The sequence below is a fragment of the Coprococcus sp. TM115-187 genome, assembly GCF_027679115.1.
GTDB classification, from domain to species: Bacteria; Bacillota; Clostridia; order Lachnospirales; family Lachnospiraceae; genus Allocoprococcus; species Allocoprococcus comes.
The window spans coordinates 1-15,547 of sequence record NZ_JAQEKS010000032.1 but is presented as its reverse complement, the minus strand read 5'-3'; the positions used below and the strand labels follow the sequence as shown (position 1 = coordinate 15,547).

21 protein-coding genes and 1 pseudogene are annotated in these 15,547 nt (G+C 41.6%); 7 read left to right on the top strand and 15 right to left on the bottom strand.

Translation table 11 applies throughout. The annotated features are described in order from the left end of the window. Position 1: 1 nt before the first annotated feature. Genes PGW42_RS14585 through PGW42_RS14560 form a run of 6 tightly spaced genes read right to left on the bottom strand, consistent with a single transcriptional unit; the run spans position 2 to position 1,748 of the window. Positions 2 to 658 carry a YqaJ viral recombinase family protein gene (locus PGW42_RS14585; RefSeq protein WP_270203929.1) on the bottom strand — a complete coding sequence of 219 codons (657 nt, stop codon included), beginning with the start codon at positions 656 to 658 and terminating at the stop codon, positions 2 to 4. A gap of 16 nt (positions 659 to 674) precedes the next feature. Continuing rightward, positions 675 to 809: a hypothetical protein gene (locus PGW42_RS14580; RefSeq protein WP_270235161.1), complete on the bottom strand. Its 135-nt coding sequence runs from the start codon at positions 807 to 809 to the stop codon at positions 675 to 677. A gap of 28 nt (positions 810 to 837) precedes the next feature. After that, positions 838 to 1,095: a hypothetical protein gene (locus PGW42_RS14575; protein ID WP_270203931.1), complete on the bottom strand. Its 258-nt coding sequence runs from the start codon at positions 1,093 to 1,095 to the stop codon at positions 838 to 840. 28 nt (positions 1,096 to 1,123) lie between these two features. Continuing rightward, a complete protein-coding gene (locus tag PGW42_RS14570; protein ID WP_270203932.1) occupies positions 1,124 to 1,354 on the bottom strand; it encodes a hypothetical protein in 231 nt (76 codons plus the stop codon). Further along, positions 1,332 to 1,568 (bottom strand): hypothetical protein, encoded by a 237-nt coding sequence (locus tag PGW42_RS14565; protein WP_270203933.1) that lies wholly within the window; start codon positions 1,566 to 1,568, stop codon positions 1,332 to 1,334. The genes PGW42_RS14570 and PGW42_RS14565 overlap by 23 nt, the downstream gene beginning before the upstream one ends. A 36-nt stretch (positions 1,569 to 1,604) precedes the next feature. Further along, on the bottom strand, positions 1,605 to 1,748 hold the full coding sequence (locus tag PGW42_RS14560; protein ID WP_270203934.1) for a hypothetical protein: 144 nt from the start codon (positions 1,746 to 1,748) through the stop codon (positions 1,605 to 1,607). A gap of 105 nt (positions 1,749 to 1,853) precedes the next feature. Between PGW42_RS14560 and PGW42_RS14555 the strand changes: the two genes are divergently transcribed. Next, positions 1,854 to 2,531 (top strand): hypothetical protein, encoded by a 678-nt coding sequence (locus tag PGW42_RS14555; RefSeq protein WP_270203935.1) that lies wholly within the window; start codon positions 1,854 to 1,856, stop codon positions 2,529 to 2,531. On the opposite strand, the gene PGW42_RS14550 is transcribed toward PGW42_RS14555, so the two are convergent. Genes PGW42_RS14550 through PGW42_RS14535 form a run of 4 tightly spaced genes read right to left on the bottom strand, consistent with a single transcriptional unit; the run spans position 2,521 to position 3,993 of the window. Beyond that, complete coding sequence (locus PGW42_RS14550) at positions 2,521 to 2,703, bottom strand: hypothetical protein (RefSeq protein ID WP_055157716.1); 183 nt, start codon at positions 2,701 to 2,703, stop codon at positions 2,521 to 2,523. The two genes, PGW42_RS14555 and PGW42_RS14550, sit on opposite strands and share 11 nt — an antisense overlap. A gap of 52 nt (positions 2,704 to 2,755) precedes the next feature. Further along, positions 2,756 to 3,046, bottom strand: coding sequence for a hypothetical protein (locus PGW42_RS14545; protein ID WP_270203936.1), 291 nt, complete (start codon positions 3,044 to 3,046; stop codon positions 2,756 to 2,758). 4 nt (positions 3,047 to 3,050) lie between these two features. Beyond that, positions 3,051 to 3,752 carry a BRO family protein gene (locus tag PGW42_RS14540; protein ID WP_270203937.1) on the bottom strand — a complete coding sequence of 234 codons (702 nt, stop codon included), beginning with the start codon at positions 3,750 to 3,752 and terminating at the stop codon, positions 3,051 to 3,053. A gap of 28 nt (positions 3,753 to 3,780) precedes the next feature. Continuing rightward, positions 3,781 to 3,993 carry an XRE family transcriptional regulator gene (locus PGW42_RS14535; protein ID WP_227120849.1) on the bottom strand — a complete coding sequence of 71 codons (213 nt, stop codon included), beginning with the start codon at positions 3,991 to 3,993 and terminating at the stop codon, positions 3,781 to 3,783. 139 nt (positions 3,994 to 4,132) lie between these two features. Between PGW42_RS14535 and PGW42_RS14530 the strand changes: the two genes are divergently transcribed. The 5 genes from PGW42_RS14530 to PGW42_RS14510 all read left to right on the top strand — a co-directional run bounded on the left by PGW42_RS14530 (position 4,133) and on the right by PGW42_RS14510 (position 8,811). Next, a complete protein-coding gene (locus tag PGW42_RS14530; protein WP_211133518.1) occupies positions 4,133 to 4,621 on the top strand; it encodes a helix-turn-helix domain-containing protein in 489 nt (162 codons plus the stop codon). 12 nt (positions 4,622 to 4,633) lie between these two features. Beyond that, positions 4,634 to 5,092 (top strand): ImmA/IrrE family metallo-endopeptidase, encoded by a 459-nt coding sequence (locus PGW42_RS14525; protein ID WP_270203938.1) that lies wholly within the window; start codon positions 4,634 to 4,636, stop codon positions 5,090 to 5,092. 49 nt (positions 5,093 to 5,141) lie between these two features. Further along, positions 5,142 to 6,293 (top strand): hypothetical protein, encoded by a 1,152-nt coding sequence (locus PGW42_RS14520; protein ID WP_270203939.1) that lies wholly within the window; start codon positions 5,142 to 5,144, stop codon positions 6,291 to 6,293. 284 nt (positions 6,294 to 6,577) lie between these two features. Continuing rightward, on the top strand, positions 6,578 to 7,123 hold the full coding sequence (locus tag PGW42_RS14515; protein WP_195253329.1) for a Uma2 family endonuclease: 546 nt from the start codon (positions 6,578 to 6,580) through the stop codon (positions 7,121 to 7,123). 200 nt (positions 7,124 to 7,323) lie between these two features. Further along, positions 7,324 to 8,811 (top strand): recombinase family protein, encoded by a 1,488-nt coding sequence (locus tag PGW42_RS14510; RefSeq protein WP_270203940.1) that lies wholly within the window; start codon positions 7,324 to 7,326, stop codon positions 8,809 to 8,811. A 54-nt stretch (positions 8,812 to 8,865) separates the two neighbouring features. Here the strand turns inward: PGW42_RS14510 and PGW42_RS14505 are convergent. Next, positions 8,866 to 9,747, bottom strand: a pseudogene (locus PGW42_RS14505) (carboxypeptidase-like regulatory domain-containing protein); the annotation flags it as partial. Positions 9,748 to 9,875: 128 nt separating this feature from the next. On the opposite strand from PGW42_RS14505, the gene PGW42_RS14500 reads away from it, so the two are divergent. Then, a complete protein-coding gene (locus PGW42_RS14500) occupies positions 9,876 to 11,099 on the top strand; it encodes a transglutaminase domain-containing protein (RefSeq protein ID WP_270203941.1) in 1,224 nt (407 codons plus the stop codon). 40 nt (positions 11,100 to 11,139) lie between these two features. On the opposite strand, the gene recG is transcribed toward PGW42_RS14500, so the two are convergent. From recG to PGW42_RS14480, 4 genes are all read right to left on the bottom strand, one after another. After that, positions 11,140 to 13,200 (bottom strand): ATP-dependent DNA helicase RecG, encoded by a 2,061-nt coding sequence (gene recG / locus PGW42_RS14495; RefSeq protein ID WP_270203942.1) that lies wholly within the window; start codon positions 13,198 to 13,200, stop codon positions 11,140 to 11,142. A 4-nt stretch (positions 13,201 to 13,204) separates the two neighbouring features. Next, positions 13,205 to 14,872: a DAK2 domain-containing protein gene (locus PGW42_RS14490; RefSeq protein WP_270203943.1), complete on the bottom strand. Its 1,668-nt coding sequence runs from the start codon at positions 14,870 to 14,872 to the stop codon at positions 13,205 to 13,207. Between the two features lie 17 nt (positions 14,873 to 14,889). After that, complete coding sequence (locus PGW42_RS14485) at positions 14,890 to 15,249, bottom strand: Asp23/Gls24 family envelope stress response protein (RefSeq protein WP_173687587.1); 360 nt, start codon at positions 15,247 to 15,249, stop codon at positions 14,890 to 14,892. Continuing rightward, on the bottom strand, positions 15,227 to 15,547 hold a 321-nt coding region (locus PGW42_RS14480), incomplete at its 5' end, for a hypothetical protein (RefSeq protein ID WP_270235159.1). The genes PGW42_RS14480 and PGW42_RS14485, both read right to left, overlap by 23 nt.

Sequence of the window (15,547 nt, the reverse complement as noted above, 5' to 3'; positions counted from 1 at the left end):
TTTAGATCTCCGGAAGTATCAGTGGCGGTTTCCGCCCGCTTTCCACATACTTCCAAAATTTCATTTCTTCATCCTGCAAATAATCCAGATCAGCCTGGACTTCTGCTCTTTCAATAAAATAATGTTTTACCTGTGTCCGGACGTCTGTTCCCCAGTTACTCCGTAAATGTGCCCGGAGGACAACAAACTCATATCCGGTAACAAGCAGATAATGCAGCACCTGAATGTAATAGTTATCCGGGATCCGGTCCTTCCATTTCTCATATTGCATGGACTGCAGGATGTTGGTGGTCTTAATCTCCAGAATCCCTTTCCGGCCGTCCTGATCAACCAGCTCCCCATCCAGAGAAGCCTGCATGAACGGATACTCCAGACTCTGCAAGATCCGGAATTCATGGTGTGTGACCTGATACTGTGGATAATCCAGGCGGAACAGCTCCCTGATGAACTGCTCCGCCTCTTTCCCATAGATCACATAAGGCTTTTCTGAAATGTCTGGTGCAATCCTTCTGCCGGTCTTTTCTTCAAACAGCTCAATGTTTGTTTTGTATGGGTTCTTTCCAACCACAGCACTTGCATCACTTCCGCCGATTCCGTTTAACCGCCCCTTCAGCCAGGCTTTTTCATCTTCAAAATCATAGATTTTATAAGGTTCCATCTTTTCCTCACGCTTTTCATATGATGATATATGTATGTTCTGTTCCGTCTATATGCTGTTCTGCCACTTCTACCGCTTCCTCGTAATAACCGAACAAGCCGTAGATCCACCCATCAGAGCACCGAATAATCAATGGTTTCTTTTCCATCATCACGCCCCCTTTAGGTACACATCCTTCTCTAAAGAGACGAATTATTCATCAGCATTGTCAGAAATTCTCCCACTACCTTAAACGCTTCCGATTCAAGTTCCGCATCTGCTGCAAGGCCAAGTTCCACCGCCCGGTCAATCACTTTTTTCGCCTCGGTTTCGCTGTGATCGCACCCTTCCATCAGTATCTTTTTAATAGTCCGAATAATAACCGCTAAATCTGTCGTTAATCCCGGTATTCCCTTTGATGTCTTAATATGACATACTCCATTTTCAACTTTGATCATTGACTTTTTCCTCCGATTTTCCTATAATTTAGTTGAGTTTTTTGTTATGTGCGCCACTGGAAGCTGCAACTTCCGGGCGCACTTTTATTGTCCGGATGTTCTTATCATCCAAACGGTCCGCAAAGTTTTGCAGATAAGCGATTGCCATTCTTTTATGATAGTCCGCTGTCTTATCTGTTCGTTCTAAGCTTTCCAGTATGGCTATCATCTTATCGATCTCGCCTACTCTGATGCTCTTACGCTGCTTCTCTTCTGGCATGCTCCCTCGCCTCCCTTATCTTTCTTTTCCTGTTCCGATATTCCAAAATCCGGAAGTATTCATGCGCATATGCTCCAACCGCAAACACTGCAAGTCCAAGAGCTTCATACAGGTAAAACAGCTCCTGTTGTTCTACCGAACATCCACCAACCATACACATAAACCCAAAAGCAATCGCTGTTTTGCTTAATAGCTTCGCCGCCTTATAGAACATCTCTCATCCCTCCTTTGCTTGTCCAACCGGTACCGCTTACGCGGTTTTCTCCTGCTGGTACCCAAAATGCTCTACAAACCTTCTGGTCATTTCCATGACTGCCTTCTGCTTTTCCTCCTGCATCATAGTTGTCATGTCAATTTCTTTTCCATCAATTTCTGCAATAAAAATATGTTGCAAATCCACCACCTCTCTTTAAACTATGCGATACTGATTGTACTTGTTGATTTGTCCTGTTATTGTCTGGTATAATTTTCCAAAAAAGCAACGAAAGGACAAAGCAATATGAAGTATCTTATAAACACAACTTATTTAAGTGACTCTCAAAAACGTAATGAAAATGTCGAATTATCTTCTTCCTGCCCTTGCTGCGGTGTTTCTCTTTTTCCAGATCTTCTTTATGCAGTATGTGTTGATCACGATGATATGGAAGAAGACATTGTTTATACTTTCAATCACTGTCAAAATTGTGATGAATGTTTTATTTCCAAACACCCATTCGATGAAGAAAACGGAGATGGTTTTATTTACGCATCAAGTTCTCCCGTCAAATCCTGTGAACAGAATTTTTCTGAAGCGATTACTTCGCTTTCCCCAAATTTTGTATCTATTTATAAGCAAGCTGCCCTCGCTGAGTCACTGGGATTAGATCAAATTTGTGGTATTGGTTATCGCAAGGCCATTGAATTTTTAGTTAAAGACTATACCATTCATAAATCTCCAACTTCTAAGGATGCTATCCTCAAAGCGACTCTTGGCTCATGTATTTCCAATTACATCAAAGATGATCGTCTTACCACACTCGCCCGTGCTGCAACCTGGCTCGGCAACGATGAAACCCATTATGTACGACAGCATCCTGATTACACGCTTAAGGAATTAAAAGCCTTTGCCGATGCCTTTATTACATTTATAGATGCTGATTTGGCATATGAAGCTGCTTTAAAATTAGTTACTCCTTAGAATTTTTCTTCCCAGCTATTTCTCCCATCAATATCTGCTCTGAAATCAGTTCTCCTTCTAAAGTCCAATATCTTCTCACGCTGCGTACTGGACTTTCTTCTGTCCCTTTTCCTTCTGCAGTGTCTGTTCTGATTACTTTTACAATTTCTGCCTTCATATTTTTTGCTTTCATCTTCTCACCTCTCTTTGCTTGGAATAACACAATCATTTATTCTGCCATTCCACTAACACCACAATATTTTTGTCTCATCCTGTCCTTTCATAACGGCTCGAAACTCGGCGTCCAATATGAAGCGTTTCTCATCAAGCGCATCATTTCCGTGATATTCGTCTCGCTTATAGTTTTTTTTGATAACCGTATCTAACCCGAACATTACCATTTTCTCTGAATATCCCCTAAGCAATGCTCTCCGTGCTAACTTTTGCAGTCCTCGGAAACTAATGCGGTCAGATAGCTCTGGATACTGATTAACAAGCTTTCTTGCGATTTGTGTCTCGCCTACATCTTGATTCATAATTTTAATCACACTCCATAGATAACTGGGCGTTGCATTCCTGAATCATAATCCTTGTATTTGTACACGGCTGCCAATTCTTTACATACTGCACAGCTTCATCGAATTTCTTTTTTGGAACATTATTTCTCGCATTGACATTAAAGTAATGCTTCAAATCTCTGTTGCATTCCGCAAATACCTTTTTACTGATTTCTTTATAGGCATTACTTTCTTTCCCGCCAAGTGCATCAATAACCACTTTGCTGACTGTATCGCCAAGTGCCATCTGCTGACCGTAATCAATAGTCATATTTTGTTCAAGATCAGTAATTCTGTCCTCGTGGTTATCAATCATACCAAGCTGAATTCGCAACATCTCTTGTGGTGTAAGCGGCTTCTGATAAGAACCAGTCTTTCTGATAGCTGGAAGCACCTCGCTTGTCACCCAGCGCTTAAATCTCTTAGCTGACTCCAGCTTACTTCCGAAGATTAAAGCATATAAACCGGATTCGTTGATGATATACATCTGTCTGTTCTGACCTGAGTCGGCAAAACACCGAGTCAGCTTATCTTCGTCTGCAACATGTTTCTTCAGTGCATCTGATGTATCCTTATATCCGAGTGATACAGCTACATCTTTTCCAACAAACCAAGGTTCATTCTCGATTGTTACTGTTCGGACAGCTCCGAACTCTTCTGAATTAAAAATCTGTAAGTTGTCCATTTCTGTGATTACCTCCTTAAGGTGTCATTTAATTCAACTTTTCGTTTAAAAAAATTTTGTCTCTGTCAGACCTTGAAAGTTTTAATGTCTTTGTTAACCCAACGATTTCAGAAGCTGTAAACTCTCCACCTTTTAAACGATTGTAGAATGTTTCTCTAAGAATACCGCTTTTTTTACAGATGGCTTTGATTGTCATTCCGCTATCGGCAATTCTTTCTTTTAAAAGTTTGATGTCTGCCAAGGCTACGACCCTCCTTTCTAGTTGAATTTCATTCAACAGTATCAATATACCATAGGGTTGAATGTGTGTCAACTATTTTTACAAAAATGTTGAATATTTTTCAATCCTGTGCTATATTGAAATCAAGGAGGTACGCAAAATGCTTCAATTATATAAAAACATAAAAAAGAGACGATTAGAATTGCAATTAACGCAGACAGATTTAGCAATTAAACTAGGTTATGCCGATAAAAGTATGATTGCAAAAATAGAAAAAGGATTGGTAGACTTGCCTCAGTCAAAGATACTTGCTTTTGCTGATGTGCTGCAGACATCTCCTAGCGATTTAATGGGCTGGGAACAGATAGACACAAATTTCTCCGGAAAAGAAGCTCCGAAAGAAATAGCAGATAAATTTAAGAATAATGTGTATAAATTTCACGGAGAGCATAAAGAACTACTTGATATATACGAAAAACTCTCTTCTCCGAATCAGAAAAGAGTCCTTACCTATTCAAAAAATCTGCTTGTGAACCAGCAAATGGAAGAAGACCTTACTGTCCAAGCAGCTCATGGACGTACAGATATAGAAGTAACTGACAAAATGAACCAGCACGATGATGATATTATGGATGATAAAAATTTCTAGGGAGGTGTTAGGTTGAATCCTTACGAAATACTTTTAGACAATGCCTACAATGATGGAATGCTGGTAAAAGAAAAGCCCCTCCAAGGAAGTGACGGAAGAATTAAGGGAAACAAGATTGCCATCCGAGAAGACATGACCATTCCGGAAAAGACCTGTGCTTTAGCTGAAGAACTCGGACACCATGAAACATCTGTCGGAAATATCCTCGATATGACATCTGCTGTCAACCGGAAACAGGAACGTCAGGCTCGACTGCATGGGTATAACCGCCTGATCGGGCTGATCGGACTTGTAAATGCCTACGAGCATGGATGTCAGGATAAATATGAGATTGCGGAATACCTGGAAGTGACAGAAGAATTTCTGGAAGAATGTATTGAATGTTACCGGAATAAATACGGGATCTGTAAACGGGTGGATAATTATGTAGTGTATTTTATACCACAGCTATCGATGATGAAATTGGTATAACCGCGTATGCGATTATATAGAAACACTTTTTATGAGGAGGAAAATTACTATGGAAAGTAACATACTGGAGATACTAAACATACCAAACATTTCTTCGCAAAGACATTATTGGATTATACGAACAAATAGCGGTGATTATTATGATGACTTTATCCTTCATCAGTATATTTCAATTGCGTGGGACTATGTCACTCTTAATATATTAAATAATCAAACTGAAGAAGCTATAAAACGTCTTATAGAAGTATATGAAAACTCTTCCTCAACCAATCCTGACGATGAAGATGACGATGAAGATGACGGTTCTGCCAAAGGGAAAATAACAGCTATATATAATAAAATAACGAGATTTGTTTTCGAAATCCAAAAGGGAGACATTATTTTAATTCCAAGTAAAAACTCTGATAAAATCACTATAGCCGAAGTTATTGGTGATGCATACGAGACTCAAAACTATGTAGAAGATTACTTAAAAAACGACCCTGAAACAGAGATCCATCCTTGTCCATATCAGAAAAGGAGACGAATAAAATCCTTAAAAACAATTTCTAAAAGTGAAATGGATATTTATCTCGCAAAAGGCTTCAACTCACAGCACGCGCTTTCCAATATGGACGAGTATTCATCATTTATAGATCGTACAATTTATAGCATCTATTCAAAAGGTGATAAATTGCATACAACACTGCATGCCGGACATCCAAATGGTCTTACCTTGAAAGAGTTAGTTGATCTTTCTACATCGTTGGATGAATCTGCCAAATTTCTTGCAGAGCAATGTGGAATTCCTTATGATCCTTCTGATATAGAAGTGAAGCTAAACATACACTCTCCTGGTATTATCGAACTTATTGGATGTATAACAGCAAGCGGAGTAGTTCTTTCTTTGTTAATGTTTTCATTGAACAACTTGATAAATGGTGGAAAATTAGCTATATCTTTAAAAAAGGATTCTGAAACAGGAAATATAGATTTTACAGTAAATTCTGAATCCGATGGCATAAAGGGACATCAAGAAAAAGCTGATAAACTTGAATTGAAAAAGAAAACTGAATTACTTCAGATGATGAATGACCTAGACATTAAAAGTCCCGAAATAATTAGCTCTATCTTAAACGGAGAGAAAGTAACTCCAACCATGATTGCTGATGCTCAATCGCATCAAAAATTATCTTCTGAAACCGAAGATGCAGTGGAGTAATTTATTAAATCTAATACGATTTTTTTTGCTTGATACTACAATGCAAGGAATTATCAATATGATACTAGCATATAACCATTCATTGCTTATAAAATCAAATATAGGAATTAACACAAGGACAAGAAGACAATATAATAAAATAGTTGCGGAAACCATATCTATCTTTTCATGATATTGTAATAGCTTCTTTTTCATTATCTTTCCTCCTTCCTTTTCTATGATTATATGCCGAATTTTTGTATACATCAACAAAATAATTTCTTTTTTTGAAAGGACGTGATCACATGCCATTACCAAAACCAAACACTTACACCGTTGAAGATATCTATCTTCTTCCAGATGGACAGCGTGCCGAGCTGATCGATGGTCAGATCTACAATATGGCTCCACCAAGTCCATTGCATCAGAAACTTGTAATGGAATTATCTGCAACCATCAGAAACTACATTAAATCAAATAGTGGTTCCTGTGAGGTTTATCCTGCTCCATTTGCTGTTTTTCTTAATCAGGATAATTATAATTATGTTGAGCCGGATATCTCCATAATATGTGATCCAAACAAAATGAACGACAGAGGATGCAACGGCGCTCCTGATTTCATCATTGAAATTGTATCGCCAAGCAGCCAGCGCATGGATTACCTTACAAAATTATTTAAGTACCGTACAGCCGGTGTCCGCGAATACTGGATTGTCAATCCAATGACACGGATCGTCCAAGTCTACTGTTTTGGTGAGCCAGAAGATTCTACGCAATATTCTTTTGACGAAGAAATCAGCGTGGGAATCTACAATGATTTAAAGATCCGTATTGCCGATCTGCTGAAATAAATAAAAAAAACCGCTCCTGCGCCAACAGGAACGGTCGAGCGATGAAACATACGCCAATATGTTTCTATTAAGTTCTCCGAAGAGATACCAAATTCCAAATAATATTGTATCATCTCCGGAGCAGCCACGCAAGAGAACAAAAGTTCTCGGGCTGTTATTTTTGTACCCTTTTTTACATAAAATACAAAGGAGCTGATACAATGAGCCTAAAATATGCATACGGATATATCCGTGTATCCACGCACGATCAGGAAGAAATCTCTCCGGATTCCCAGGAGCATCTCCTCCGGGATTATGCAGCCAAAAATAATATTGTAATCCTGAAGATCTTCACGGATCTCGGGATCTCCGGAAGAAAAGCCGATAAACGTCCCGGATTTCAAGAAATGATTGGTCTGGCCAAAGGTCCCGATCATCCGGTTGACTGCATCCTGGTATGGAAATTCAGTCGGTTCGCCCGGAATCAGGAAGAGTCCATTGTGTATAAATCTCTTTTAAAGAAGCAACATAATGTAGATGTGATCAGTATCTCCGAGCCACTGACAGACGGTCCGTTCGGCTCTCTGATCGAACGTATCATAGAGTGGATGGATGAATACTACTCCATTCGCTTATCCGGCGAGGTATTCCGTGGCATGAAAGAAAACGCTACCCGCGGTGCATACCAGGCAAGACCGCCACTTGGCTATAAAGTTATAGAACGTGGCAAGCCTCCGGTTATCGTTCCGGAAGAAGCTGCGATTGTCCGTATGATCTTTGATAAATATGTAAATGGAAAAATGAATTTTTTTGATATTGCCAGGTATTTGAACTCTCTCGGACTGAAAACGTCCCACGGGAAAGCTTTTGAACGGCGCAGTATCGAATATATTATTCAAAATCCATCCTACTGCGGTATGATCCGATGGAACCGGATGGAAAACGCCACCAACCGGATCAAAGACCAGGACGAGTGGATCATTGCTGACGGAATGCAGGAGGCGATTATAAGTAAAGAACTCTTCGATGCCGCCCAGGAACGCCTGGAAAAGATCTATAAACCGGTTGGAAAGCGCCCCTCTTCTACATATAAGCACTGGCTGTCCGGACTGCTGAAATGCCCGGTATGTGGGCGCACACTGACCGCTACGACCATGGAGCGAGCCAACGGGGAAAAATATGCGTACTTCTCCTGCTACGGATACAGCAAAGGAAAATGTGATAAACCACACGGTGTAAGCTCTCTGGTGATCGAAAAGGAAGTCCTGAAAGCATTAGAAGAAGCTCTTGGTTCCAATTTGATTGTTTATGAAATGCGCGAAATTCGCCCACAGGAGCTTTCTAATGAGCGTACCCTTATAAGTGAACGCCTTGCCAGTTTGAAAGGCAAAGAGGACAGGATACGTGCGTCATACAGAGAGGGTATTGATACACTGGAAGAATATAAAGAAAATAAAGCTCTGATTGCCAAAGAAAGAGACTCTCTGGAACGGCAGCTTGCAGAGCTGGAAGAAAATACGCCGGATAAGATTCTGGATGATCCTACTCCTAAAATGCTGGATCGAGTAAGCTCCGTCCATGATATTCTGGTTTCTGATTCTTACTCTCTTGTCCAGAAAAATGAAGCTTTAAAGCAGATTATAGATAAGATTGTTTACGATCGGGAATCCGATACTCTGAAAATTCATTTCTTTTTATACCACTCATAATGCCGGAAACCCACGTATTTACGGGCTTTCCGGCTACTTTATAGGTTGTGACAATTTGGTCATCCAGTTCGGACACTGAACCTGCCTTCCGTCACAGTATTGTGTCAGAATCGGCTGCCTTACATTCGGTCTGGAAAGATAATCTGCAAACAGTTCGTCCACCACTGTAGAAATGGAGTCAAAAACATTCCGTTCCGGAATCCATTTGTGATCAAAAGCCGTAGAAGATGTAATTGTGAAATCATAGCCCTGATTGCGATACCATTCGGTGTAAACCCGGTTCAGCGTAAAAGACATGATTGCCAGTACATTTGCCCGGATCGTATTTTCCGGCCAGGTTGCATAGATTTCACTGGAAGCAACATTTTTGATATAATCTTTATATTTTACATAATAATTCTGTGCGGTAGAATCGCGTGGTGAGCCATTGTGAACAACAATGTATTCCGGCACAACAACTCTGCTTAGCACAATCTCACCGGTTTCGTTTACCGGCTTGATCTCGTTTTCCGGGATTTTCGGCGGATACACACCGTACAGAGTATGTGCAGGAATCACAAAGATTTCCGGGGTCTGGTCTTCCGCGACAAGTGGACGCAGACGAATCTTCTGAATTGCCGTCACACCGGCCAGTATTTCCGTTCCTGCGATGTTGACCGGCTCGAATCCCGGAGCGTTTACTTCCAGGGTATATTCCGCATATGGCTGTTCTTCATTTGTTGCATCCAGGCTATACTCCACAGGCGGTGCGTCAAGCTCAATGGTTTCACTTTGTCCGGAGCTATCAGTTGTCAGTTCTTCCAGTGTGTTTTCAGGAATACCTGTATAGGAAATACGGATTGACGCATCTGGAACAGGAAAAGAATCAACAGACGAAGTAATCTGTATCTGCAAATTTCCCCGATCAGAAGTCTGCATGGCTTTCAAAAATCTCATATCTGATATCCTCAAGGCTTTTTATACTGTCAGAAACATTATATGTAAAAAATGTCCGTGTTGTGCAAAAATGAAGGGTATGTTATGATGAAACATACAGATGAGTATTTGGAGGAATTAAATAGATTATGCGAAAAAAGATGCATCAAACAGGGAAATTTTTTTCGTTCATTCTTTTGGGACTTGGCTGTCTCTGTCTTATATCCGGAGGAATCCTGATCGGCAGACAAATGTCAGCCACTCCGAAAGCAGAAAGTTCCGCGCCGGAAGAAGTTCCTTATGAACAGGAAAAAATTACGGATGCAGAGGCTACCGGAGAATTCTACTATGAACAGCTTTCTGATGAAGAGCAAACGGTTTACCGGGAAATTCTTCAGGGTATCCAGGAAAATAAAAAAGAAATTTATCTGCATTGCAGCAACGCGAATACTGCAAATGAAGTATTTCAGAATGTGTTAAATGACAGACCGGAAATTTTCTGGTGTGATGGAAATGCAACTTCCACAGAATATTCTCAGTCTGAAGGACAGAGCCGATATGTAGTAATAGAACCCAATTATCTTTATGAGGGAGAAGAAAAAGAACAACGGAATCAGGAGATTGAATCGGCAAGAGCCACCTGTCTTTCTGGCATTTCAGACCTTTCAGATGAATACGAAAAGATAAAATACATTTACACCTATCTCATAAATAACGTAGATTATGATCTTGATGCACCGGATAACCAGAATATTTACAGTGCTCTTGTCGGAAAAAGATCGGTTTGTGCCGGCTATGCAAAAAGCTGCCAGTATCTGCTGCAACAACTGGGTATTTACTGTATCTATGTAACCGGACAGACTACAGATCCAAATGGAGGCGTCGCAGACCATGCATGGAATATTGTTCAGTGCAATGGTCAGTATTATTATGTAGATGCAACCTGGGGAGATCCGATTTTTCTCGGCGAAGATAATGGCTATCAGATACCGAACCTGATTGCTTACGATTATCTCTGCTGCAGTGAAAAAGAGCTAGAAAAAACACATATGATCAGCACGGATTATGTATATCCGTCATGTCAGTCTGAAAATCTGAATTATTATCAGCTGAACGGCATGTATTATGATACCTATGAGCCTGGTATGTTGCGAGAAGTGATCGACAGATCGATTGAGAGCCAGGAGGCTTATACGATATTTAAAATGTCAGATGATGCAGTCTATCAGGAGGTCGTGGATGAAATGCACGAAACCCTCATGGAAGAAGGTGCAGGATACCTGGGTGAGCTATATGGACTTTGGCAGGTTTCTTATTCATACAGTGAAGAAGCATCCCTTAACAAATTTATTATTTACTGGTTTTATGAATAAAAAGATAGTGGGCAGAACAATTTGCCCACTATCTTTTTATCTACAACGTCGTTTCCAGATTGTTTCCCGAAATGTATGCCGCAAGCTTTTCACCAAGCAGTTTATATTTTTCGCCTTCTAACAGTGGATCTTCCCTCAGGATTTCCCCCGATGCTTCTCCCGCTTTTTTCAGAAGCTCCGAATCCTGGAACACATCTCCGATTCGGAAATCCATTAATCCGCTTTGCCGGATTCCAAAAAGATCTCCTGGTCCCCGAAGCTTCAGATCTTCATTCGCAATAAAAAATCCATCATTGGATTTGTTCAGGATCTCAAGTCGTTTTTTTGTCTCTTTCGTCTTCGAACCACTCATAAAAATACAATAGGACTGGTGTCTGCCACGTCCTACGCGCCCGCGGAGCTGATGAAGCTGCGCCAGCCCAAAACGCTCAGCATTCTCCACCATGATCACCGTAGCATTCGGCACATTGATACCAACCTCGATAACTGTTGTCGACACCAGGACCTGGATCTCATTCTTTGCAAATGCTCCCATGATCTCGTCTTTTTCTGCCTGTTTCATCCGCCCATGAAGTGCAGCGATCCGGATCTTGTCACCCATCTCACTTTGCAGAAGCTGCGCATAGTCAAGAACATTCTCTGCATCCATTGCCTCGCTCTCTTCTACCATCGGACAAATCACATAGCACTGTCTTCCTTCGGCGACCTGCTTCTGCATAAAGCGGTAAGCAGTCGGTCGGTAACTGGTATCCACCACACAGTTCTTGATTGGCAGACGGTTTGCCGGAAGTTCATCAATCACCGAAATATCCAGATCTCCATATAAAATGATTGCCAGTGTTCGAGGAATCGGTGTCGCACTCATTACAAGAATATGAGGAATTTGTCCTTTCCCGGCAAGTGCCTCTCTCTGACGGACACCAAATCGGTGCTGTTCATCGGTAACAACAAGTGCCAGATTCTGGTATTCCACCTTCTCCTGGATCAGCGCATGGGTTCCCAGAACAATCTGCACTTCTTCCGCAGCAATCCTCTGATAAGCTTCCCTTTTTTCCTTTGCTGTCATCGACCCGGTCAAGAGCTCGGTTTTCACCGGAATCTGATACTTTTCCAGCATCTCTATGATTGATTCGTAATGCTGCTTGGCCAGAACTTCTGTCGGAGCCATCATTGCGCCCTGATAACCGTTCAGTGCCGCCAGAAGAAGAGCCAGAAGCGCTACTATTGTCTTACCAGAGCCAACATCCCCCTGGATCAGGCGTGACATCACTAGCTTTCCGCACATCTCCTCCTGGATCTGTTCCCAGACTCTCTTCTGTGCTCCGGTCAGTTCATATGGCAGATTTGCAAGAAAGCGGTCGATTTCCGACCGCCTTTTTATCACAAATCCGTTTTCGGCACGCTCATTTCGCTCCCTCGTCCTGCGAAGAGCAAGCACGAAAACTAAAAATTCTTCAAATACAAGTCTCTCTCTTGCATGGTAGAATTCTGCCTTATCCAGTGGAAAATGTATCCCGCGGATCGCATAGTTATACTCAGCCAGATGATATCGAAGGCGCAGATCTTTCGGTAGATCATCAGAGACGAGATCCAGATATTCCATTGCACCTTTAACCGCTTTTGCTACCGCATTGTTCGTCATACCGGCAGTTAACGGATAAATTGGCTGAAGAGTTCCACACTTTTTATCGTAACTATCCGGTGGTGAAAATAACTCTGGATGCTCCATAATCAGCTGATCCTTTTTTGAAACTACCCGTCCTCTTATGATAACCGGCATTCCCTGCTTCAATGTATTACGCAGAAACGGCATACGAAACCAGATCACCTTCAAAGTACCAGTCAGATCTTTTACGTATGCTGTCGTAATCTGCATACGCTTTCCTCCTCCAACCTGTACCCTTCCGTATATCACACCTTTTACCGTGCTGATCTTTCCTTCTTCCAGCTCTCCTACGCTTACCGGCTCTTCATATACATCATATCCTCTGGGATAATAACGGAGCAGATCGCCGATGGTAAAAATTCCCATCTTGTGAAACAGTTCCTCGGTTTTTGCCCCGATTCCTTTCAGGTTACGGATTTCTGACTGCTCATTCATAAGCCTATTCTACCGCCAACACATAGTAATAAATCGGCTGTCCGCCCATGTGTGCATCTACGTCCATATCCGGATATAATTCTTCAATCTCTGCTGTCAGCTTTTCTGCTTCTTCTTCGGAAACTTCTTCTCCATAATAGAGACTGATCAGTTCAGAATCATCATTTACCAGCTGTGCCAGCATGTCCTTTGTAGTACCATCGACAGACTTGCCAACTGCAAGGATACCTGCATCACCAATTCCCATGATATCACCTTCATGGATTTCTTTATCATCGATGTGGGTATCACGGACAGCATAAGTCACCTGACCTGTCTTTACACATTTGATCGCTTCCAGCATCGTCTCTTCATTTGTATCCACATCTTCTTCTGCATTGTAATTCAGAACTGCTGTGATTCCCTGCGGAACGGTCTTTGTCGGAATTACGATAATATCCTTGTCTTCTGTCAGATCACGCGCCTGATTTGCAGCCATTACGATATTCTTATTATTCGGAAGAATGTAAATATAGTCTGCATTTACATGATCGATCGCTGTCAGCATATCCTCCGTACTCGGGTTCATGGTCTGACCACCCTCGATAATATAATCCACGCCAAGTTCTTTGAAGATTTCATTTAATCCTTCTCCGATCGAAACAGCAATAAATCCGACTTTTTTACGCGGCTCTTTGGCTTTTTCTTTCTCTTTCTGGGCTGCTGCAAGCTTTTCCGCATCTTTAATCAACTTTTCCTGATGCTCTTCACGCATATTGTCAATCTTCATACGGGATAACTGTCCATAAGTAAGTGCTTTCTGGATTGCAAGTCCCGGATCATTCGTATGAACATGGATCTTAACAACGTCTTCATCAGCTACACATACGATAGAATCACCAATCGATTCCAGATAAGCCTTAAATTCTACTTCATCCTTTTCTGTAAATTCTTTGTCCAGGAGAATAATAAATTCGGTACAGTAACCAAATTTGATATCCACTGTACTCTCATTTTCAACCTTTGTTGCATTAACAGCCGGAGAAGTCGGTGCAAGTGCACTATAGTCAATCTCTTTGCCGAGGAATGCATCATATGCCCCGCGCAGCACCTCCAGAAGTCCCTGTCCGCCGGAATCTACAACACCTGCCTCCTTTAATACAGGAAGCATATCCGGAGTCTTTGCCAGAACAGTCTCTGCCTCTTCAATCAGCTTCGGGAGAAATTCTTCCAGATCATCTGTCTCCTCTGCAAGTGTCTGAGCCTTTTCAGCCACTCCTTTTGCAACGGTAAGAATCGTACCTTCCTTCGGCTTCATAACAGCCTTATATGCTGTCTCTTTTGCACGTACAGCTGCTCTTGCAAGTGCAGGTACATCAATTTCACTTTCCGTCTTGATGGATTTTGTGAATCCACGAAGCAGCTGAGAAAGAATAACACCGGAGTTACCTCTTGCACCACGGAGAGAACCGGATGAAATTGCCTTCGCAAGAGAAGCCATATCCATGCCTTCCAGTGCAGTTACTTCTTTCGCTGCCGCCATAATTGTCATAGACATATTGGTTCCTGTATCACCATCCGGCACAGGGAACACGTTCAGTTCATTGATATATTCCTTTTTTGCTTCTATATTCTGTGCGCCTGCAAGAAACATCTTCGCAAGCAGTTCTACATCGATACTCTTTGTTGCCACAACAAGTTCCTCCTTAATTAGTCGATCACGCGGACGCCTTCGATATAGATATTGATCTTATCGACGCTCATACCTGTAAATTCTTCAACTTTATACTTCACGTTGCTGATCAGATTGTCTGTTACTGCTGAAATACTTACTCCGTAAGCTACGATCACATGAAAATTAAGTGTAATCTTATTCTCATCAGAGATTCCAACTTGGATTCCCTTTGTAAGGCTTTCTTTTTTCAAAAGTTTTACCAGACCATCTTTCATGCTGACAGCTGCCATACCGACAATTCCAAAACATTCAACTGCTACAGATCCTGCATATTTTGCGATCACTTCCGGATCGATCGTGATGATTCCTAAATCAGTACTCATACTTCCCTTCATATGCCATCCTCCTATTCTCAAAATTCATATCAATAAATCTATTTAAAACGCTGAAAATATTATACTCTATTTCCAATGCTTTTACAACCAATGCATCCCGATAATCAGGCAGACTGACACCTGCCTGAATGTACAGCAACTTGCTTAACAGCTCACTGTCGTACATTCGCCAAATACAGATCTGACCAGATTCTTGTGCATGCACAAATCTGTCCTGCTCTGCATTTAGCTCATCATATATCGAGTAGGAGGCGGTGACTAACCGCCGTCCTCTCACACCACCGTGCGTACCGTTCGG